The following is a 20,685-nucleotide window of genomic DNA, read 5'->3' as shown; positions in this document are numbered from 1 at the left end:
CACTTCCGGGCCAGCGCTTATGACACAGACCCTGCCGACCGGTCTCACGGTCACCGCCCGCGTCCCCGCTTCCAGCGCGAACCTGGGTCCGGGTTTCGATTCGCTGGGCATCGCGCTCGATCTGTTCGACGAGATTTCCGTGACCACCACCGACTCTGGGCTCGACATCCATGTCGAAGGAGAAGGTGCCGACGATGTGCCGTGGGGGCCGTCGCATCTGGTGGTGCGTGCGGTGGAGCGCGGTCTCGAGTCTGCCGGGGTGTGGGCGAACGGCTTGAAGGTTGTGTGCCGCAACGTCATTCCGCACTCTCGGGGGTTGGGTTCGTCGGCGTCGGCCGCCGTCGGGGGATTGGCCGCCGCCAATGCGTTGGCGGCCAAGCTCGACCCCACCCTTGCCTTGCGCGATGACCAGTTGGTGCAGCTTGCCTCAGAATTCGAGGGCCATCCCGACAACGCATCGGCAAGTGTGCTGGGCGGTGCCGTTGTGTCTTGGACGGAGGACGGCGCCCACTCGGGCGAGCGGATCTATCGTGCGGCGCGCCTAGACGTGCATCCCGATATTCGTGCGGTGGTGCTGGTGCCCGACGAGCGATCCTCGACGGCACACACGCGTGGTCTGCTGCCCGAATTGGTTTCGCACCGCGACGCGTCGTTCAACGTCAGCCGGGCCGCGCTGGCCGTGGTTGCGCTCACCCAACGCCCGGACCTGCTGCTTCCGGCGACCGCCGACCTGCTGCATCAGCCGCACCGCGCCCCCGCATTGCCGCTGACCACGCGCTGGATCGGCAAGCTGCGGGCGGTCGGTATCGCAGCGACCGTGTCCGGAGCAGGTCCAACTGTGCTGGCGCTGACCACCGAGTCGTTGCCGAGCGAATTGCGCCTGGAGGCCGAGGCGGACGGACTGCGGGTGCTCGACTTGGGAATTGCTGCCGGAGTGACCGCGGAATAACGCGCGTGTCGCAAATCCTTGCCGCAGGTGTCCTCGCCCGCTATCCTGAGCCTTGTCCGTACATCGTGCGCGTCAGTCGTCGGTGCTTCACCCGGGCAATCAATCCAGAAGTTTGGACGCGTGACAGGCAGCATCAGCCGTCGGGAATGATTCACTCGCACCAAACCTTCGCGTTGGATGTGCTCGGAGCAAGATTGAGACATGAAGCGGGGTGGAAAGTCTTGATTCCGCTGACGCCGGGTACGTACGGCATACACCGGGCCCAGTAGACGAGCTGGGCTTCGGGACGAGCCTCCGATCGCAATGACAGCGCACGGGGGAAGGGAAAGGAAATCCGTGATCGATACGGACCTGCTCGCCAAGCCCGACCATGTGACCTCGAACGTCGTGGTCGACCGGACGAGCCCACAACAGAACTTTTCGAGTTCAGAAGAGAATTCAGTGAGCCAGAACTCAATGACCACAGCGCCAGACGCGCGGGCCGCGTCGGCGCCGGCAGATGTGCGCGGATCGGGACTGTCTTCCATGCTGCTGCCACAATTGCGTGCCCTCGCCTCCGAACTGGGAATCAAGGGAACCTCGGGACTGCGCAAGGGTGATCTGATCGCCGCGATCAAGGACAAGCAGACCGGCGGCTCGTCGGCTCCGGCCGCAGCAGCGCAGACACAGTCCGCCCCGCCGGCCGAGCAGAACGACAAGTCCGCCGGACGCGGCGACGCGGTAGGCAACTCTGGTGATGAGCGCACGCCGGATCAGGGCGGCGCGCGCACCCGTCGCCGTTCCGCCCGGCCCCAGGGCGCGACCGAGCAAGCTGGCACCGACGGGCGCGACGGTTCGGCTGACGCCAAGACCGCCGAACCGAAGACGACTGAGCGCAAAGCAGACCGCGGTGAACAACCGGCAGCCGAGCGCGGGGCAGACCAGGGCGAGCAGGCGCGCCAGGATCAACAGAGCGAGCGGCCGCGGCGGGAGCGCCAGCAGGGCGGCCGCAACGCCGACGGCCGCGGCGACAGCAACCGGGGTGGCGACAACAACCGCGGTGAGAACAACCGCGGCGGTGAGAACAACCGCGGTGACAACAACAACCGGGGCGGCGACACGCGCACTGCTGATGGCGAGCGCACCAGCCAGGGCCAGCGCTCGGACAATCGCGGGCCCGACAACCGGGGCGGCGACAACCGGGGCGGCGACAACCGTAGCGACGACGACGAGAGCGGGCGGGGCCGGCGTGGTCGCCGCTTCCGGGAGCGTCGCCGTGGCCGCGACCGCGGCGCCGAAGGCGGCGGTGCCGAGCCCGAGATCCGCGAAGACGACGTGCTCCAGCCGGTCGCGGGCATCCTCGATGTCCTCGACAACTACGCCTTCGTGCGTACCTCCGGCTACCTCGCGGGCCCGAACGACGTCTACGTGTCGATGAACATGGTGCGCAAGAACGGCCTGCGCCGCGGCGACGCGATCACCGGCGCGGTCCGCGCACCGCGCGAGGGCGAGCAGAGCAACCAGCGGCAGAAGTTCGACCCATTGGTGCGGCTGGACACCGTCAACGGCGGCGACGTCGAGGCGGCAAAGCGGCGGCCGGAGTTCAACAAGCTGACACCGCTGTATCCGAACCAGCGGCTGCGGCTCGAGACCGCGCAGAACAAGCTGACCACCCGCGTCATCGACCTGATCATGCCGATCGGTAAGGGCCAGCGCGCGTTGATCGTGTCGCCGCCCAAGGCAGGTAAGACGACGATTCTGCAGGACATCGCCAACGCGATAGCGACGAACAACCCGGAGTGCTACCTGATGGTGGTGCTGGTGGACGAGCGTCCGGAAGAGGTCACCGACATGCAGCGGTCGGTGCGCGGCGAGGTCATCGCTTCGACGTTCGACCGCCCACCGTCAGACCACACCTCGGTGGCCGAACTTGCGATCGAGCGGGCCAAGCGGCTGGTGGAGATGGGCAAGGACGTCGTGGTGCTGCTCGACTCGATCACCCGCCTGGGCCGCGCGTACAACAACTCCTCGCCGGCATCGGGCCGAATTCTGTCCGGTGGTGTCGATTCCACGGCCCTGTACCCGCCCAAGCGCTTCCTCGGCGCCGCGCGCAACATCGAAAACGGCGGTTCGCTGACGATCATTGCCACGGCGATGGTCGAGACCGGATCGACCGGTGACACCGTCATCTTCGAGGAGTTCAAGGGTACGGGTAACGCCGAGCTGAAGCTCGACCGCAAGATTGCCGAGCGGCGGGTCTTCCCGGCCGTCGACATCAACCCGTCGGGCACCCGCAAGGACGAGCTCTTGATGAGTCCGGATGAGGCCGCGGTGCTGCACAAGCTGCGCAGGGTGCTCTCCGGACTGGATTCCCACCAGGCGATCGACCTGGTGATCGACCGGTTGAAGAAGAGCCGCAACAACGTCGAGTTCTTGATGCAGGTCTCCAAGAACGCGCCGGGAACCCTCGACGACTGAGCTCCGGAATAACCGCAGGCGGTGACGCGTTTTGGCTGATGCGTCACCGCATTGGCGGCGATTCGCAGCGTCAGGGCCAGCTCTGGCATACTGAACGGCCGAAGTCCGGTTCCGGTTCACGTCTTCGATAGGCGAAGGCGACCCGGCGACCAACGTGAGAGGACACCATGAAGGCAGGAATTCACCCGAACTACGTGCCCACCACCGTGGTATGCGGTTGCGGCAACACGTTCGAAACCCGCAGCACCAAGGAGTCGGGACGGATCACCGTCGAGGTTTGCTCGCAGTGCCACCCGTTCTACACGGGCAAGCAGAAGATTCTCGACACCGGTGGCCGGGTTGCGCGGTTCGAGGCGCGCTACGGCAAGCGTGCCAAGAAGTCCGACGCAAAGTAGCTTCCGCGCCGACGCCCGTCCTGCCTGCGCAGGCCGGGCGTCGCCTTTTTTCGTGCCCAAGAAAGATGGATCATGACTCAGCCTTCGGCGCTTGATGACGTCCTCGCCGAACATGCCGGTCTGGAGATCCAGCTCTCCGACCCCGCCCTGCACAACGACCCCGCCGCCGCTCGGCGAGTCGGAAAGCGGTTTGCCGAGCTGGCGCCCGTCATGGCGACCTACGCCAAACTTCAGGTAGCGCGCGAAGACCTGGAGGCCGCGCGCGAACTCGCTGCGGATGACCCGTCGTTTGCCGACGAGGTGCCTGAATTAGAGAGTCGGGTCGCCGAACTCGACCAGACGCTCACCGATCTGCTGGCCCCGCGCGACCCGCACGACGGCGACGACGTCGTTCTGGAAGTGAAATCCGGCGAGGGCGGCGAAGAATCGGCGCTGTTCGCGGCGGACCTTGCGCGCATGTACGTCCGCTACGCCGAGCGGCACGGCTGGCGAGTCGAGATCCTCGATGCCACGATCTCCGACCTGGGCGGCTACAAGGAAGCGACGCTGTCGATCAAGAGTCGCGACGCCGCCCGTGACGGCGTGTGGTCGCGTCTGAAATTCGAGGGCGGTGTACACCGGGTGCAGCGCGTACCGGTCACCGAATCGCAGGGCCGAGTGCACACCTCGGCGGCCGGAGTGCTGATCTACCCCGAACCCGACGAGGTCGAGGCCGTCCAGATCGACGAGTCGGACCTGCGTATCGATGTGTATCGCTCGTCCGGTAAGGGCGGACAGGGCGTCAACACCACCGACTCGGCAGTGCGCATCACGCACCTGCCCTCGGGCATCGTGGTGACCTGCCAAAACGAGCGTTCACAACTGCAGAACAAGACGCGCGCGCTGCAGGTTCTCGCGGCGCGACTGCAAGCGCTGGCCGAAGAACAGGCCGACGCCGAAGCGGCGGCCGGTCGCGCCAGCCAGGTGCGCACGGTGGATCGTTCGGAACGAATCCGCACCTACAACTTTCCGGAGAACCGGATCACCGATCACCGAATCGGCTTCAAAGCGCACAATCTGGATGCAGTGCTCGATGGCGACCTCGATGCGCTGCTCGATGCCCTGGGCAAGGCGGACCGAGAGGCACGCCTCGCGGCGGAGTGAGAAACGCCGCTGACATGAGTCGGATTCCACTGCGTCCCGCGATAAACGAAGCATCCGCCGTGCTTGCTGCGGCCGGGATCACGCATGCCCGAAATGATGCGGAGATGCTGGCCGCACACCTGCTCGGCATCGAGCGGACGCGGCTTGCGCTCGTTCCGCTCATCGAGCCGGACGTATTGGCGAGCTACCGAGACATGGTGGCCCGGCGCGCCAAAAGAATTCCGCTGCAACACATCACCGGTGTGGCTGCGATGGGAGCAATCGACGTAGAGGTCGGTCCCGGCGTCTTTGTGCCGCGCCCGGAAACCGAGTTGCTGCTGGCCTGGGCGCTGGCGTTTCTGGAAGGTCGCCATGCTCCCGTGGTGGTGGATCTGTGTACGGGTTCGGGTGCGCTGGCCCTGGCGATCGCGCACGCCCGCCCGGACGCGACAGTGCATGCGGTCGAAATCGACCCCGCGGCGTGCGAATGGGCCCAGCGCAACATCGGCATGCGCGCTGCCATGGGCGACACGCCGACGGTGCTGCACGCGGGAGATGTCACCGATGCCGCGTTGCTGACGGACCTTGACTCGTCCGTCGATGTCGTGGTGTCGAATCCGCCGTACGTTCCCACGAACGCGGCGCTGGAACCGGAGGTGGCAGATCACGATCCGCACTGGGCCGTTTTTGCGGGACCCCGCGGCCTCGATGTAATCGCACCAATGACATCGACCGTCGCGCGGTTGCTGCGGCCCGGGGGAGCGGCCGGTGTGGAGCACGACGACAGCAACGGTGCGCTCGTGGCCGAAGGGTTCGTCCGCTGCGGCTTTGTCGATGTCCGCGAACACATCGACCTCGCCGGCAAGCCGCGCTTTGTTGTCGGACGTCGCCCGTGAGAACTCTCAGACGCGCTGGTGAACACCTGGCGAAGGTTCGGTTCGACGCAGTGCGAGGATAGATCGTGTGAGTACCGTCTACGACTGCGCTGACCTCAGCTCGCGCGCCGCCGGTATGTCCGCCGCGGCCGGCTCCCTGAAGGCTGGCCGGCTCGTCGTCATACCTACTGACACGTTGTACGGAATTGCCGCCGACGCCTTCGACGGGGACGCGGTAAGCGCGCTCTTACAAGCCAAACGACGCGGCCGGGACATGCCGGTGCCGGTTCTGGTCGGTTCCTGGAACACCATCGACGGCCTCGTGTTCTCGGTGAAACCACAGGCGCGAGAACTTATTCGGGCGTTCTGGCCGGGCGGCCTGAGCCTCGTCGTGCAGCAGGCGCCGTCGCTGGCGTGGGATCTGGGTAATACCCGCGGGACGGTGATGTTGCGCATGCCGTTGCATCCAGTGGCGCTGGAACTACTGCGCGAAGTGGGTCCGCTTGCGGTGTCGAGCGCGAATGTATCGGGCCAGCCACCAGCGGATACCGTCTCCGCGGCCCGCGAGCAGCTCGGCGAATCGGTCAATGTCTACCTCGATGGCGGTCCCAGCGAGCACGCGATCGCGTCGACGATCGTGGACCTCACCGCCGAGAGCCCGCGCATACTTCGCTCCGGCGCGGTCTCGACCGAGGACATTGCGGAGGTGCTGGGCGTGAGCGTGGAGAGTTTGTCCATCGGAGCGGCGCAATGACGGACCCCACCGGCGATGTACTGGTGTTCTGGGGCCCCGACTTCGGCGAGCTCGAGCGCACCGATCCGGAGATCGCCGACGTCTTGCTCGGCGAACTCGACCGGTTGCGCGGCGGCCTGCAGCTGATCGCCAGCGAGAACCTCACCAGTCCCGCGGTACTCGCCGCGCTGGGATCGACCCTGAGCAACAAGTACGCCGAGGGATATCCGGGTCACCGCTACTACGGCGGGTGTGCTGAGGTCGATCGCGCGGAGAATTTGGCCATCGAGCGGGCCCGCGAACTCTTCGGCGCCGACCATGCCAATGTCCAACCACACTCGGGCGCGAGTGCGAACCTGGCGGTTTACGCTGCCTTCGCCGAGCCGGGCGACCCCATTCTCGCGATGAGCCTGCCGCACGGCGGCCACCTCACCCACGGCTCGAAAGTGAGCTTCTCTGGGCGCTGGTTCAATCCGATCCCGTATCACGTGGACAAGCGCACCGAACTCATCGACTACGACGAGGTGCGCGATCTCGCGCTGGCGCACCGTCCGCGGATCATCGTCGCCGGTGCGACTGCCTATCCGCGATTGATCGATTTCGCCGCGTTCCGGCAGATCGCTGACGAGGTTGGCGCGATCTTGTGGGTCGACGCCGCCCATTTCATCGGTTTGGTGGCGGGCAAGGCGATACCGTCGCCAATCCCGTACGCCGACGTTGTGTCCGCCACCACGCACAAGGTCCTGCGCGGACCGCGAGGCGGAATGTTGCTGTGCCGGGCGGAACACGCGAAGGCTGTCGACAAGGCGGTGTTCCCCTTCACCCAGGGCGGTCCGCTCATGCACTCGATCGCCGCGAAGGCGGTCGCGTTCAAAGAAGCGGGCACGGCCGAGTACCAGTCGTACGCCGCCCAGGTGACAGCGAACGCCGCCGCCCTGGCGAAAGCACTGGAGTCGGCCGGGATGCGCGCGGTTTCCGGCGGCACCGACACCCATTTGGCGCTCATCGATATCCGCGGCCTCGGCATCACGGGTGCCGACGCCGAGCGGCGCTGCGATCTCGCCCGGATCACGCTGAACAAGAACGCGATTCCCTATGACCCGGCACCGCCCATGTTGGCGTCCGGAATCCGCGTCGGCTCAGCGGCGCTCACCACGCAGGGTTTCGACGAGCACGACATGGCGCAGGTCGGTGCGCTGATTTCGCGCGCGGCGCGGGCGGAGCCGACGTCCGACGCGGGGGCGCGCGAACTCGCCGCGGTCGCCGCAGACGTCCACGCCCTCCTCGGTCACCGTAGGGCCTATCCCAGGTGACTGGATCCGCGTCGGTGTTGGCACTTGCTCAGACAAGTCGGGGAGCGGGCGTACCGATTCGCGAGTTGTTGCTGATCTTGTTCACCGCCGCGGTCGTCACCTTCCTGGCGACTGGCGCTGTGCGGCTGGCCGCTATCAGATTCGGCGCCGTGGCGATCCCGCGCGACCGCGATGTGCACACCGCGCCCATCCCGCGCCTCGGCGGCGTCGGCATGTACCTAGGCATTCTGGCCGCGCTGCTGTTCGCCCAGCAGCTCCCTGCGCTCGCGCGAGGATTCGAGTTCACGACCGACGTGCCGGCGGCGCTGGTCTCTGGGGTGATCATCGTCCTGGTCGGCATCGTCGATGACCGGTGGGGCCTGGACGCGCTCACCAAGTTCGTCGGTCAGGTCACGTCCGCCGGCGTGCTGGTGGTCATGGGCGTCAGTTGGTACGTCATCTATCTGCCGATCGGCAACGCGGACACCGTGGTGCTCGACCAGTTGCAGGCCGGGCTCGTCACTGTGGCCGTCACGGTCGTGATGATCAACGCCATGAACTTCGTCGACGGCCTCGACGGGTTGGCGGCCGGGCTGGGCCTGATCGCTTCGATCGCCATATGCATCTTCTCGGTGGGTTTGCTGCACGAACAGGGCGGCGATGTCAGCGCATATCCACCCGCGCTGCTGGCCTCCGCGCTGGCCGGGGCCTGCTTGGGATTTCTGCCGCACAATTTCCAGCCGGCCCGGATCTTCATGGGTGATTCCGGTTCGATGCTCATCGGGTTGATGTTGGCCACTATTTCCACCAGTGCCTCGGGCCGCATTCCGCTCAATGCCTACGGCACCCGCGACATCCTCGGCCTGCTGTCACCGCTGCTGCTTGTCGGAGCAGTGATGTTCATTCCCATCCTCGACCTGTTGTTGGCCATCGTTCGGCGCACCCGGGCGGGGGTGAGTCCCTTCAGTCCCGACAAGATGCACCTGCACCACCGGTTGCTGCAGATCGGACACTCGCACCGGCGTGTTGTCCTGCTGATCTACCTCTGGGTCGGCGTCTTGGCGTTCGGGGCGGTGGGCACGGCGCTCATCGACCGCCGGGTCGTCGTGTTGTTGGTAGCTGGTGGTTTGGTCTTTGCGCTGATTGTCACCGCCGTGCCGTCGTTACGCGGCCACGAGCAGTGAGGTCCTTGTTTGTGCCCAGGTCACAATCTCGGCGCACCGTCCCCTTTGCTCGGTTTACGCTGAATGGACTTTGCTGAGGGTTGTCTACTACACTGTGTCGTGGACAGGGTAAAGGCTTACGAAAGGCTGTGATACGGTTTTCGCGGCTTCCACTGAAGGGGTCGTCTACCACCATGGCCAGCGTTCCGCCAACGTCTCGCCCGCCAGGGCCGGGACAACCCAGTCCCCGACAACTGATCGGGTTGGGCGCCACCCTGGTGGGTTCTGTTGTGTTCGGACTCATCGTCGGGTGGGTGCTGGACGCCGTACTGGGAACCACGCCATTGTTCATAATGGTCGGTCTCGCGGTAGGGATCCTCTGCGCGGTGGGCTCGTCGGTCGTACAGTTTCGAAAGTTCATGAGGAATTGAGGTAGGGCGATGGCAGCGTCAGCGCCGACCCCGGCATCGCGGCCAGGGGAGCGAGGCGGCGGCGAATCGTTGATGCCGGACGTGCCCTTGAGCCTGCGTCGGCCGCTCATCATGGTTGCCATCTTCGGCGTGCTCGGCCTCGTCGTCGGCGGATTGCTCGGCCACATCCTCGGCGGTGCGCTCTTCATCGTCGGCATGGGCCTGGGCTTGCTGAACATCAAAATGGTGCAGCAGGCCGTCGGTAGGGTTACCGCCGACACTCACCCGAGCAAGCGCAAGATGGCGGTCTCGTCGGCCTCCCGATTGTTCATCATCACCGCAATTGCCCTCGTGATAGGTTTCCTGCTGCGGCCAGACGGTATCGGCATTTTCGCCGGTCTAGCCGTATTTCAAGTCATTTTGGTGCTCAACACCACTGTGCCTGTATTGAAGGGACTTCGTCAGCAGTCATGATCCAGCAGGTACTCGCGAACAACGCCGTTCTCGCGGAAGCGAAGATCGAAGTCGGTCACCATACCGAGGTTCACGCCCTCGGCATGACCTTCAACATCGATACGATCATTGCCACGGCGATCGCCGCCGTGATTGTCCTGGCCTTGGCCTTCTACCTGCGGTCTCGAGTCACGGGTAAGGGTGTGCCGAACGGTGTCCAGTTGTTCTGGGAAGCGATCACCGTGCAGATGCGCGATCAGATCGAGGCCGCGATCGGTATGAAGATCGCGCCGTTCGTGCTGCCGCTCGCCGTGACACTGTTCGTGTTCATTCTGATCTCGAACTGGCTGTCGGTGTTGCCAGTGCAGTACGCCACCGGAAGCGGTGTGGCGGAGCTGATCAAACCGCCGGCCTCGGACATCAACTTTGTTCTTGCCTTGGCGTTGTTCGTGTTCTTCTTCTACCACTTTGCCGGCGCCCGCCGTCGTGGGCCGCTCAAGCACCTGAAGCAGTTGATGAAGGGTCACGTCGCCCTCCTCGCGCCGATCAACCTCATCGAAGAGATCGCCAAGCCAATCTCGCTGTCGCTGCGGCTTTTCGGCAACATCTTCGCCGGCGGCATCATGGTGGCGCTCATCGCCATGTTCCCGGCCTACATCATGTGGGCGCCGAACGCCATCTGGAAGCTGTTCGACCTCTTCGTCGGATTCATCCAGGCGTTCATCTTCGCGCTGCTGACCATCCTGTACTTCGGACAGTCGATGGAGTTGGAGGACGAACACCACTGACCGGACGGGGTTCGGCTCCGGCCGCGGCCCCAGCACTGAACTCCCTCAGAGAGATAGCTCCCCAGAGAGATAAGGAAACCAAGGTATGAATCCCACGATTGCAGCTGGCGCACTCATCGGCGGCGGATTGATCATGGCGGGCGGTGCCATCGGCGCCGGAATCGGTGATGGCCTGGCCGGTAACGCCCTGATCTCCGGCGTTGCTCGCCAGCCGGAAGCGCAGGGACGACTTTTCACGCCGTTCTTCATCACCGTCGGTCTGGTCGAAGCGGCGTACTTCATCAACCTCGCGTTCATGGCGCTGTTCGTCTTCGCGACGCCGGTCAAGTAAGTAGCTCGACGAAATGAACACCACAGTGTTGGCCGCCGAGGGTGGAGGACAGACCAATAACTTCCTCCTCCCGAACGGCACCTTCTTTGCCGTGCTGATCATCTTCCTCATCGTGCTTGCCGTGATCTGGAAGTTCGTCGTGCCGCCGATCCGCGACGCGTTGCAGCAGCGGGCCGACATGGTGGCGAAGACGATCGACGACAACAACAAGGCTGCTCGGGCCTTCTCTGATGCGGAGGAAACGCATCGGGCCGAACTGGCCGAGGCGCGTACCGAGGCCGCCAAGATTCGCGACGAGGCTCGCGGCGAGGGTCAGCGGATTCTCGACGAGATGCGGTCGCAGGCGCGCGACGAGTCGAACAACGTCCAGCGCGAGGCGAGCGAGGAACTCGCCAGGCAAGCCGACCGGATCAGTGGCGAGCTGCGCGAGAGCGTCGGCCCGCTGGCGGACCAGCTGGCCGGGCGCGTCCTGGGCGTGCAACAGGCCACATCGGCGTCAGATTCAGGCAGGGGTTAGTCGGTTGGGAACATTCATCGGACAGCTCGTCGGTTTCGCGGTCATCGTCTACGTGGTGGTCCGCTGGGTCGTACCTCCTGTTCGCGAGCTCATGGCCAAGCAGCAGGCCAGGGTTGCCAACGAGATTCGCGAAAGCCGTAAGGCGGCGGAGAAGCTCGAGCGGGCCGAACGCGCGCACGAGGAAGCGGTGAAGGAGGCGCGTCTCGAGGCGGCGAAGATCCGCGAGGACGCCCGGGCGGACGCGCAGCGCATCAGCGAGCAGCTGCGGGAACAGGCTGATGCCGAGGTTGCCCGGATCAAGCAGCACGGCCAAGAACAGGTCGCGCTCCAGCGCGCGCAGCTGATTCGCTCGCTGCAGAGCGATCTCGGTGCCACGGCGGTCACCCGTGCCGAGAAGATTGTCCGCGATGAGCTGTCGAATTCTTCCGCTCAGTCGAGCAGCGTCGATCGATTCCTCGAAGAGCTCGAATCGATGGCCAACAAGGACACCCGCACCTCTGGTGGAAAGGGAGCGGCCTGATGCATGCGGCAAGTCGAGTCTCGTTGAACGCAGTCCAGGAACGATTCGACGAGATTGTCAAGGACCAGGACGGCGCCGGACTGGCCAAGATCGCCGACGACCTCGGTGCGATCGAGCGCTTCCTGCTCAACCACGTCGTTCTGCGCAAGCACCTCGCAGGCCGTAGCGACGATCCGGAGCCGAAGGTAGCGGCTATCACCAGTCTGCTGCGTGGCAAGGTGGGCGACCCAAGCCTGGAAATCGCCAAGGCCGCGGTGGCGCAGCGCTGGTCGGTGTCCCGCGATCTCGCCGAAGCGCTGCAGCGCCTGGCCCGGCTCGCGACGCTAATCGCGGCTGAGCGCGACGGAAAGATCGACGACGTCGAGGACGAGCTGTTCCGGTTCGGTCGCACCCTCGAAGCGAATCCGAGGCTGTCGACACTGCTCAGCGACGAAACAGCGCCGGCCGACGGCCGCGTGGAGTTGCTCAACAACGTGCTCGGTGGGAAGACGACCGAATACACGGCTCGGCTGCTCGAGCAGTCGGTCCGCTCGGCCAGGGGCGAGGACCTGGACACGGTGGTCGCGGAGTTGGCGGATTTGGCGGCCGCGCGCCGAGGTGAGTCCATCGCACAGGTGACGGCAGCGAGCGAGCTCTCCAACGAGCAACTCGACCGGTTGCGCGAGGTGCTGTCCCGCATCTACGGCCGCAAAATTTCAATCCACCAAGAGGTCGACCCGTCGGTCATCGGCGGACTGTCCATCGCCATCGGCGACGAAGTCGTTGACGGCACCGTAGCTTCGCGGCTCGCCGAGGCCGCCCACGAGCTTCAACGCTAGGCCGACCGCCGGGCGTGACCCGACTCCCCAAAGCCCTTAACCCGATTCGAAAGCAAGGAACCGAAAGCCATGGCGGAACTGACAATCTCATCCGACGAGATTCAGGGCGCGATTGAGAAGTACGTCGCCACGTTCTCACCAGAGACCTCCCGTGAGGAGGTTGGCATCGTCTCCGACACCGGTGACGGCATCGCGCACGTCGAGGGCCTGCCGTCTGCGATGACCCAGGAGCTGCTCGAGTTCCCCGGTGGCGTGCTCGGCGTCGCGCTGAACCTGGACGAGGCCAGCATCGGTGCGGTTATCCTCGGTGACTTCGAAACGATCGAAGAGGGCCAGCAGGTCAAGCGCACTGGCGAGGTGCTCTCGGTGCCGGTTGGTGACAAGTTCCTCGGCCGTGTGATCAACCCGCTCGGTGAGCCGATCGACGGTCTGGGCGAGATCGAGGCGGAGACCCGTCGCGCCCTCGAACTGCAGGCCCCCTCGGTGGTTCAGCGTCAGGGCGTGAGCGAGCCGCTGCAGACCGGCATCAAGGCAATCGACTCGCAGACCCCAATCGGGCGCGGCCAGCGTCAGTTGATCATCGGTGACCGCAAGACCGGCAAGACCACCGTCTGCATCGACACGATCATGAATCAAAAGCAGGCCTGGGAGACCGGCGACCCGAATCAGCAGGTCCGGTGCGTCTACGTCGCCATCGGCCAGAAGGGTTCGACCATCGCCAGCGTGCGCCAGGCGCTCGATGACGCCGGTGCGCTCGAGTACACCACGATCGTCGCGGCTCCGGCCTCGGACTCGGCCGGCTTCAAGTGGCTCGCGCCGTACACCGGCTCGGCCATCGGCCAGCACTGGATGTACGACGGTAAGCACGTGCTGATCGTCTTCGACGACCTGACCAAGCAGGCCGAGGCCTACCGCGCCATTTCGCTGCTGCTGCGCCGCCCGCCGGGCCGCGAGGCTTACCCGGGTGACGTCTTTTATCTGCACTCGCGTCTGCTCGAGCGGTGCGCGAAGCTGTCCGACGAGCTCGGCGCTGGCTCCATGACGGGCCTGCCGATCATCGAGACCAAGGCGAACGACATCTCCGCCTACATCCCGACCAACGTCATTTCGATCACCGACGGCCAGTGCTTCCTGGAGACCGACCTGTTCAACCAGGGTGTTCGTCCGGCCATCAACGTCGGTGTGTCGGTTTCCCGTGTCGGTGGTGCCGCCCAGATCAAGGCGATGAAGGAGGTGGCTGGAAGTCTCCGCCTGGAGCTTTCGCAGTACCGCGAACTGGAGGCGTTCGCGGCCTTCGCCTCGGACCTCGACGCGTCGTCGAAGGCGCAGCTCGAGCGCGGCGCCCGCCTCGTCGAACTGCTCAAGCAGCCGCAGTACACCCCGTACCCGGTCGAGGACCAGGTGGTCGCGATCTTCCTGGGCACCAAGGGCCACCTCGACACGGTGCCGGTCGCCGACGTCAGCCGGTTCGAAAAGGAGTTCCTGGAGACGGTCCACGCGCGGTACGACAAGATCCTCAGCGAGATTCGCGAGACCAAGAAGCTCTCGGAGGACTCCATCGAGGAGCTCAACGAGATCGTTGCCGAGTTCAAGAAGGGCTTCTCGGCCTCCGACGGCAGCTCGGTGATGGTCGAGGAAGCTGGTGCCGCGGCGCTCAACCCGGACGAGGTCGAAACCGAATCCGTGAAGGTTCGCCGGCCGGCTCCGAAGAAGAACTAGGAAGCCACCGCACATGCCAGCACAGTTACGCGTACTCCGGCGACGGATCCGCTCGGCTGGGTCGATCAAGAAGATCACCAAGGCCCAGGAACTGATCGCTACGTCGCGCATTTCCAAGGCACAGGCGAGGGTCGAGGCCGCTCGCCCCTATGCCGAGCAGATCACTTCGATGCTGACCAACTTGGCCGACGAATCTGCGCTCGACCACCCGCTGCTCGTGCCGCGGGAGAATCCGCGTCGTGCCGGCGTACTGATCGTCACGTCAGATCGCGGGCTGTGCGGCGGATACAACGCCAATGTGTTCCGCGTCGGCGAAGAGCTCTTCTCGTTGCTGCGCGACGAGGGCAAGGAGCCGGTGGTCTACACAGTCGGCCGAAAGGCGTTGAACTACTACACCTTCCGCGACCGGGATCTGGCGAACTCGTGGACGGGCATTTCGGAGCAGCCGACGTACGCCGCGGCCTCGGAGATTGCGCACGAGTTGGTCGAGGCGTTCATGGCCGGTACCGAAGGCGAAGGCGACGGCAACACTGCGTCGTCTGATCGCTCAGCGGACTCGGCTCCTGCCGGTGTGGACGAACTGCACATCGTCTACACCGAGTTCAAGTCGATGCTGTCGCAGACAGCGGGTGCGCACCGCATTGCGCCGATGGCTGTCGAATTCGCGGAGGACACCAACGAAGAGAAGACGCTGTTCGAGTTCGAGCCGGATGCCGAGACGCTCTTCGGCGCGCTGCTGCCGCGCTACTTGGCCACCCGGGTCTACGCCGCGCTGCTCGAGGCTGCGGCATCGGAGTCGGCGGCGCGCCGACGCGCAATGAAGTCGGCGTCCGACAACGCCGATGACCTCATCAAGGGTCTCACCCTGGAAGCCAACCGGGCCCGCCAGGCGCAAATTACTCAAGAAATCAGTGAAATCGTCGGTGGCGTTGACGCGCTTGCCGCAACAGGAAGTGACGACTAGATGACTGCCGCAACCGAAAACAAAGCTGGCACGGCCGGCCGCGTGGTCCGCGTGACCGGCCCGGTCGTGGACGTGGAGTTCCCGCGAGGTGAAATCCCCGATCTCTTCAACGCGCTGCACGCCAAGATCGATTTCGAGCAGCTCGCCAAGACCCTGACGCTCGAGGTGGCGCATCACCTCGGCGACAACTTGGTGCGCACGATTTCCATGCAGCCGACCGACGGCCTGGTCCGCGGGGTGGAGGTCATCGATACCGGCAAGCCGATCTCGGTGCCGGTCGGCGACGGTGTCAAGGGGCACGTGTTCAACGCGCTCGGTCACTGCCTCGATGAGCCGGGCTACGGCGACGACTTCGAGAAGTGGTCGATCCACCGCAACCCGCCGGCGTTCGACCAGCTCGAAGGTCGCACCGAGATGCTCGAGACCGGCCTCAAGGTCGTCGACTTGCTCACGCCGTACGTGCGCGGTGGCAAGATCGGCCTGTTCGGTGGTGCCGGCGTCGGCAAGACGGTGCTCATCCAGGAGATGATCAACCGTATTGCTCGTAACTTCGGTGGTACTTCGGTGTTCGCCGGCGTCGGCGAGCGCACCCGTGAGGGCAACGACCTGTGGGTCGAGCTCGCCGAGGCGAACGTGCTCAAGGACACCGCGCTGGTGTTCGGTCAGATGGACGAGCCGCCAGGCACCCGTATGCGCGTCGCACTGTCCGCGCTCACCATGGCGGAGTTCTTCCGCGACGAGCAGAACCAGGACGTGCTGCTGTTCATCGACAACATCTTCCGGTTCACCCAGGCCGGTTCCGAGGTGTCGACCCTGCTGGGCCGCATGCCATCGGCCGTGGGTTACCAGCCGACGCTGGCCGACGAGATGGGTGAGCTGCAGGAGCGGATCACCTCGACCAAGGGCCGCTCGATCACCTCGATGCAGGCCATCTACGTGCCTGCCGACGACTACACCGACCCGGCGCCGGCCACCACGTTCGCGCACCTCGACGCCACCACCGAGCTTTCTCGTACGGTGTTCTCGAAGGGCATCTTCCCGGCCGTGGACCCGTTGGCCTCGTCGTCGACGATTCTCGAGCCCGCGGTTGTCGGTGAGGATCACTACCGCGTTTCGCAGGAAGTGATCCGTATCCTGCAGCGCTACCAGGATCTGCAGGACATCATCGCCATTCTCGGTATTGACGAGCTTTCCGAAGAGGACAAGCAGCTCGTCGGCCGGGCTCGCCGGATCGAGCGCTTCCTGTCGCAGAACATGTTCGCGGCCGAGCAGTTCACTGGTGAGCCGGGCTCGAACGTGCCGGTCAAGGAGACGGTGGAGGCGTTCGACAAGCTCACCAAGGGCGAGTTCGACCACCTGCCCGAGCAGGCGTTCTTCATGATCGGTGGCCTCGAGGATCTCGCCAAGAAGGCGGAATCGCTCGGCGCCAAGGTGTAAGTCGTTGTTGATGACTCTGACGATGCTGACCGGCGTTGCAGCTTCGTGCTGCAGCGCCGGCCGGCTAGCCGAAAGGACGCCGGCGAATGACTGACATGGCTGTTGAGCTGGTCGCCGTGGAGCGCCGGATCTGGTCGGGCAAGGCGACATTCGTGTTTGCGCGTACCACCAGCGGTGAGATCGGTATCTTGCCGCACCACATCCCATTGGTGGCGCAGCTCGTCGACGACGCCGCGGTGCGCATCGACCCGGTGGACTCCGAGTCGCTCACCTTCGCTGTCGATGGCGGGTTCCTCACCGTCACCGACGAGGGCGTGACGATTCTTGCCGAGGACGCGCAGGTGTCCGACGAAATCGACGAACAGCAAGCCGAGCAAGATGCCGAGTCGGACGATGAGCGCGTGCGTGCTCGCGGTCGCGCCCGGTTGCGTGCCGTCGGCCGGAATGTTTAGCGCCATAACGCAGCTGGCTGAGGGTTAAAGCGCGTTTGAACAATCTACCTGTCTAGCAACTGATTGGACGGCCGTTGGAAACCGGAATGGTGCTGCTCATCGTTCTGGTCGGGGTATTGACAGTTCTTGTCGTGGCGGTGACCGCCGCGCTCGCGTATCGCCTTGTGGTGCTGCGTCGGGGTGGCACCGCCGCGATCATGCGGGTGGGAGACGCCGCTGGCGCACATGGTTGGCGGCACGGTCTCATTCGCTACGGCGAGAACACGCTCGTGTTCTACAAGCTGTCCAGCCTGCGGTTCGGCCCGGATTCACGGATCGCCAGGCAGGGCATCGCGGTGGTGTCGCGACGCGCCCCCCGCGACAGCGAGATCGACATAATGTCCGACGAGATCGTCGTTCTTACGGTTACCGACCGCGGCCAACGCTACGAAATAGCGCTGGACAGAGGCGCTCTCACGGCTTTTCTGTCCTGGGTGGAATCACGGCCGTCGGATCGTTCGATGCGTGGCCGCATGGACTAGCGCGGTACCAGACACCTACGGTTCCCCGCCCGGCTTCCACAACACGTCGCCGTCTGGATTCGCCGCTCGGCTCAGGATGAACAGCAGGTCGGACAACCGGTTGAGGTATTTCGCCGGCAATGCGCTGGTGGTGTCCGGATACGCGGCAACGGCGGCCCAGGCCGAGCGTTCCGCGCGTCGCGCGACAGTTCGCGCCGTGTGCAGCAGCGCGGCGAGTGCCGTACCACCGGGGAGAACAAACGAATTCAGCGGTGGCAGGTCCGCGTTGAACTCGTCGCACCAGCTCTCGAGCCGCTCGATATAGCCGGCATCGATACGCAGCGGCGGTACTTTCGGATTGTCCACAACCGGCGTGGAGAGGTCCGCTCCCGCGTCGAAGAGGTCGTTCTGGACGTGCTGCAGCACCGCCGCGACGGCGGCCGAGGGCTGTCCGAGAGCGATCGCCACACCAATTGCCGCGTTGGCTTCATCGCAATCCGCGTAGGCGGCCAACCGCGGATCATTCTTCGATACCCTGCTGAAATCGCTGAGTCCCGTCGTCCCATCGTCGCCGGTGCGGGTGTAGATGCGGGTGAGGTGGACAGCCATACGGCAACGGTACCGTCACGTCCGGTGCTCCTTCGATTCCTGCCTGCCTCGAATGCTGGCTACGCTGTCACACTGTGAGCGAACGCTTTCTGGTCACTGGTGGCAACCGCCTCGAGGGTGAGGTGGCGGTAGGTGGTGCCAAGAACAGCGTGCTCAAGTTGATGGCGGCGGCCTTGCTTGCCGAGGGCACGACAACGATCACCAACTGCCCGGACATTCTCGATGTGCCGCTCATGGCCGATGTCTTGCGCGGTCTCGGTTGCGAGGTGGAACTTGATGGTTCCATTGCCCAGATCACCACACCCGCCGAGCCCAAGTATCACGCTGACTTCGGCGCGGTCCGGCAGTTTCGGGCGTCGGTGTGCGTGCTCGGACCACTGGTGGCGCGGTGCCGACGGGCGGTCGTGGCGTTGCCCGGCGGTGATGCCATCGGCTCGCGGCCGCTGGACATGCATCAATCCGGACTGCGCCTGCTCGGAGCGCATACCGAGATCGAGCACGGGTGCGTGGTCGCGCGGGCCGACGTGCTGGAGGGTGCCACCATCCGGTTGGACTTTCCGTCGGTTGGGGCCACCGAGAACATCCTGATGGCCGCGGTGCTCGCCGACGGCGAGACCGTTATCGACAATGCGGCACGCGAGCCGGAAATCGTCGACCTGTGCAACATGCTCGTGCAGATGGGCGCGCAGATTCGGGGCGCCGGGACGAGCACGTTGACGATCGAGGGTGTGAAGAAGTTGGTCCCCATTACGCACCGGGTGATCGGGGACCGGATTGTCGCTGCGACGTGGGGGATAGCCGCGGCCATGACGACTGGCGATGTGCGGGTGACCGGCGTCAATCCGAAGCATCTGTCGTTGGTGCTGGACAAGCTGCGCGCAGCCGGCGCGCGAGTCACCTACGACCCGAACGGGTTTCGTATTGTGCAGCCCGACCGTCCCCGCGCGGTGAACTTCTCGACGCTTCCGTTTCCCGGATTTCCGACGGATCTGCAACCGCTGGCTATCGGCCTGGCTTCCATTGCCGATGGCACGTCGATGATCACCGAGAACGTCTTCGAAGCGCGGTTCCGGTTTGTCGAGGAGATGATCCGGCTCGGCGCCGACGCGCGTACCGACGGTCATCACGCGGTGATCCGCGGTATTCCGCAGTTGTCGAGTGCTCCGGTGTGGTCATCGGACATTCGGGCCGGTGCAGGGCTGGTGCTGGCCGGCCTGGTCGCCGACGGCACCACCGAGGTGCACGACGTTTTCCACATCGACCGCGGCTATCCACGGTTCGTGGAGATCCTGACCGACCTCGGCGGCGACATCGTCAGGGTCGGCGCTACCTCGGAGCCTGCACAACCCTGACGTGTGGTCCAGGTCACATCCACGAGTGTGGCGCTGGGCGGGTCTCGGAGGGGCAGCGGCAAGCGTTCTACCAGTGCGAATTGTGAAACTTCAGAGGCGGGAGTGGCGATTTGACTCCGCAAACGATCATCGCGTAACTTTCTTCAGGTCAGCGAGAGCGGACACCGACCCAGCCAGGTGGCTGGGAAACGAGGTAGGACGCTGTAGTACGCTGGAATTTCCCAGAAGGTAGATCGCTTCGAGCGGTCCACTGTGGAGTGACCTCGATCACAACCCTTTACAGGGTGTGGCTGATCGGCTACTCTGGTGGGGTTGCACTGTTGATGCCTGGTGGTGTTGGTGGTGTGTGTTGTTTGAGAACTCGATAGTGTGTCGATGAATGTCAGTGCCAAATTTGTTTTTGTGCCTGCCCTCCTTTTTTTCCCTGTCTTTGGGGGGCGGGTTTTTGCTGGCTGAATTTTTTTTGGTCAGCGTTTTTTCGAGTGGATTGTTTCTCTCGTTTGTTCTGATTGCGCTCCTGCTTTGGTGTGGGGGTGTGGTTGTGAGTTTTCAACGGAGAGTTTGATCCTGGCTCAGGACGAACGCTGGCGGCGTGCTTAACACATGCAAGTCGAACGGTAAGGCCTTTCGGGGTACACGAGTGGCGAACGGGTGAGTAACACGTGGGTGATCTGCCCTGCACTTCGGGATAAGCCTGGGAAACTGGGTCTAATACCGGATAGGACCATGGGATGCATGTTCTGTGGTGGAAAGATTTATCGGTGTGGGATGGGCCCGCGGCCTATCAGCTTGTTGGTGGGGTAATGGCCTACCAAGGCGACGACGGGTA

At 64.6% G+C, this 20,685-nt stretch carries 20 protein-coding genes, 1 rRNA gene and 1 pseudogene; 21 read left to right on the top strand and 1 reads right to left on the bottom strand.

Annotated features, from left to right (window positions below):
- Positions 1-19: 19 nt before the first annotated feature.
- The 19 genes and pseudogenes from thrB (at position 20) to FOS14_RS21635 (ending at position 17,916) form a co-directional block, all read left to right on the top strand.
- The gene (thrB, locus tag FOS14_RS21725; RefSeq protein WP_143772950.1) at positions 20-949 is read left to right on the top strand and encodes a homoserine kinase; all 930 of its coding nucleotides are present in this window, start codon (positions 20-22) and stop codon (positions 947-949) included.
- 303 nt (positions 950-1,252) lie between these two features.
- Complete coding sequence (rho, locus tag FOS14_RS21720) at positions 1,253-3,406, top strand: transcription termination factor Rho (protein WP_370512277.1); 2,154 nt, start codon at positions 1,253-1,255, stop codon at positions 3,404-3,406.
- Between the two features lie 167 nt (positions 3,407-3,573).
- Positions 3,574-3,801, top strand: coding sequence for a 50S ribosomal protein L31 (rpmE, locus tag FOS14_RS21715; protein WP_143772949.1), 228 nt, complete (start codon positions 3,574-3,576; stop codon positions 3,799-3,801).
- Between the two features lie 72 nt (positions 3,802-3,873).
- On the top strand, positions 3,874-4,944 hold the full coding sequence (gene prfA / locus FOS14_RS21710; protein WP_143772948.1) for a peptide chain release factor 1: 1,071 nt from the start codon (positions 3,874-3,876) through the stop codon (positions 4,942-4,944).
- A gap of 14 nt (positions 4,945-4,958) precedes the next feature.
- Positions 4,959-5,819, top strand: a complete 861-nt coding sequence (gene prmC / locus FOS14_RS21705; RefSeq protein ID WP_143772947.1) for a peptide chain release factor N(5)-glutamine methyltransferase — start codon at positions 4,959-4,961, stop codon at positions 5,817-5,819.
- Between the two features lie 67 nt (positions 5,820-5,886).
- Positions 5,887-6,552 carry an L-threonylcarbamoyladenylate synthase gene (locus FOS14_RS21700; RefSeq protein WP_143772946.1) on the top strand — a complete coding sequence of 222 codons (666 nt, stop codon included), beginning with the start codon at positions 5,887-5,889 and terminating at the stop codon, positions 6,550-6,552.
- The gene (gene glyA, locus FOS14_RS21695; protein ID WP_143772945.1) at positions 6,549-7,844 is read left to right on the top strand and encodes a serine hydroxymethyltransferase; all 1,296 of its coding nucleotides are present in this window, start codon (positions 6,549-6,551) and stop codon (positions 7,842-7,844) included. The genes FOS14_RS21700 and glyA overlap by 4 nt, the downstream gene beginning before the upstream one ends.
- A 14-nt stretch (positions 7,845-7,858) precedes the next feature.
- Positions 7,859-9,007: a glycosyltransferase family 4 protein gene (locus tag FOS14_RS21690; RefSeq protein WP_304944904.1), complete on the top strand. Its 1,149-nt coding sequence runs from the start codon at positions 7,859-7,861 to the stop codon at positions 9,005-9,007.
- A 173-nt stretch (positions 9,008-9,180) separates the two neighbouring features.
- Positions 9,181-9,417, top strand: a complete 237-nt coding sequence (locus FOS14_RS25575) for an AtpZ/AtpI family protein (protein ID WP_143772943.1) — start codon at positions 9,181-9,183, stop codon at positions 9,415-9,417.
- Between the two features lie 9 nt (positions 9,418-9,426).
- Positions 9,427-9,870 carry a hypothetical protein gene (locus tag FOS14_RS21680; RefSeq protein ID WP_255450512.1) on the top strand — a complete coding sequence of 148 codons (444 nt, stop codon included), beginning with the start codon at positions 9,427-9,429 and terminating at the stop codon, positions 9,868-9,870.
- Entirely contained in the window at positions 9,867-10,637 is a 771-nt protein-coding gene (atpB, locus tag FOS14_RS21675; RefSeq protein ID WP_143772942.1) for a F0F1 ATP synthase subunit A, read from the top strand. Before FOS14_RS21680 ends, atpB begins: the two co-directional genes overlap by 4 nt.
- An 85-nt stretch (positions 10,638-10,722) precedes the next feature.
- Positions 10,723-10,968: a F0F1 ATP synthase subunit C gene (locus tag FOS14_RS21670; RefSeq protein WP_143772941.1), complete on the top strand. Its 246-nt coding sequence runs from the start codon at positions 10,723-10,725 to the stop codon at positions 10,966-10,968.
- A 13-nt stretch (positions 10,969-10,981) separates the two neighbouring features.
- Positions 10,982-11,485: a F0F1 ATP synthase subunit B gene (locus FOS14_RS21665; RefSeq protein ID WP_143772940.1), complete on the top strand. Its 504-nt coding sequence runs from the start codon at positions 10,982-10,984 to the stop codon at positions 11,483-11,485.
- Between the two features lie 4 nt (positions 11,486-11,489).
- Positions 11,490-12,823: pseudogene (locus FOS14_RS21660) on the top strand (F0F1 ATP synthase subunit B/delta).
- Positions 12,824-12,892: 69 nt separating this feature from the next.
- Entirely contained in the window at positions 12,893-14,542 is a 1,650-nt protein-coding gene (gene atpA / locus FOS14_RS21655; protein ID WP_143772939.1) for a F0F1 ATP synthase subunit alpha, read from the top strand.
- Between the two features lie 13 nt (positions 14,543-14,555).
- Entirely contained in the window at positions 14,556-15,506 is a 951-nt protein-coding gene (locus FOS14_RS21650) for a F0F1 ATP synthase subunit gamma (RefSeq protein WP_143772938.1), read from the top strand.
- Positions 15,507-16,943 carry a F0F1 ATP synthase subunit beta gene (atpD, locus tag FOS14_RS21645; RefSeq protein ID WP_143772937.1) on the top strand — a complete coding sequence of 479 codons (1,437 nt, stop codon included), beginning with the start codon at positions 15,507-15,509 and terminating at the stop codon, positions 16,941-16,943.
- An 86-nt stretch (positions 16,944-17,029) separates the two neighbouring features.
- Positions 17,030-17,395, top strand: coding sequence for a F0F1 ATP synthase subunit epsilon (locus FOS14_RS21640; protein ID WP_143772936.1), 366 nt, complete (start codon positions 17,030-17,032; stop codon positions 17,393-17,395).
- 86 nt (positions 17,396-17,481) lie between these two features.
- Positions 17,482-17,916, top strand: a complete 435-nt coding sequence (locus FOS14_RS21635; protein ID WP_143772935.1) for a DUF2550 domain-containing protein — start codon at positions 17,482-17,484, stop codon at positions 17,914-17,916.
- 15 nt (positions 17,917-17,931) lie between these two features.
- On the opposite strand, the gene FOS14_RS21630 is transcribed toward FOS14_RS21635, so the two are convergent.
- Positions 17,932-18,504: a cob(I)yrinic acid a,c-diamide adenosyltransferase gene (locus tag FOS14_RS21630; protein WP_143772934.1), complete on the bottom strand. Its 573-nt coding sequence runs from the start codon at positions 18,502-18,504 to the stop codon at positions 17,932-17,934.
- A 74-nt stretch (positions 18,505-18,578) separates the two neighbouring features.
- On the opposite strand from FOS14_RS21630, the gene murA reads away from it, so the two are divergent.
- Entirely contained in the window at positions 18,579-19,856 is a 1,278-nt protein-coding gene (gene murA, locus FOS14_RS21625; RefSeq protein ID WP_143772933.1) for a UDP-N-acetylglucosamine 1-carboxyvinyltransferase, read from the top strand.
- Positions 19,857-20,405: 549 nt separating this feature from the next.
- Positions 20,406-20,685, top strand: a 16S ribosomal RNA gene (locus FOS14_RS21620); the annotation flags it as partial.

The sequence above is a fragment of the Skermania sp. ID1734 genome (assembly GCF_007489285.1).
Lineage (GTDB): Bacteria > Actinomycetota > Actinomycetes > Mycobacteriales > Mycobacteriaceae > ID1734.
Note: the sequence above shows the minus strand (reverse complement) of the source record. Positions and strands in the feature narration are given on the sequence as shown.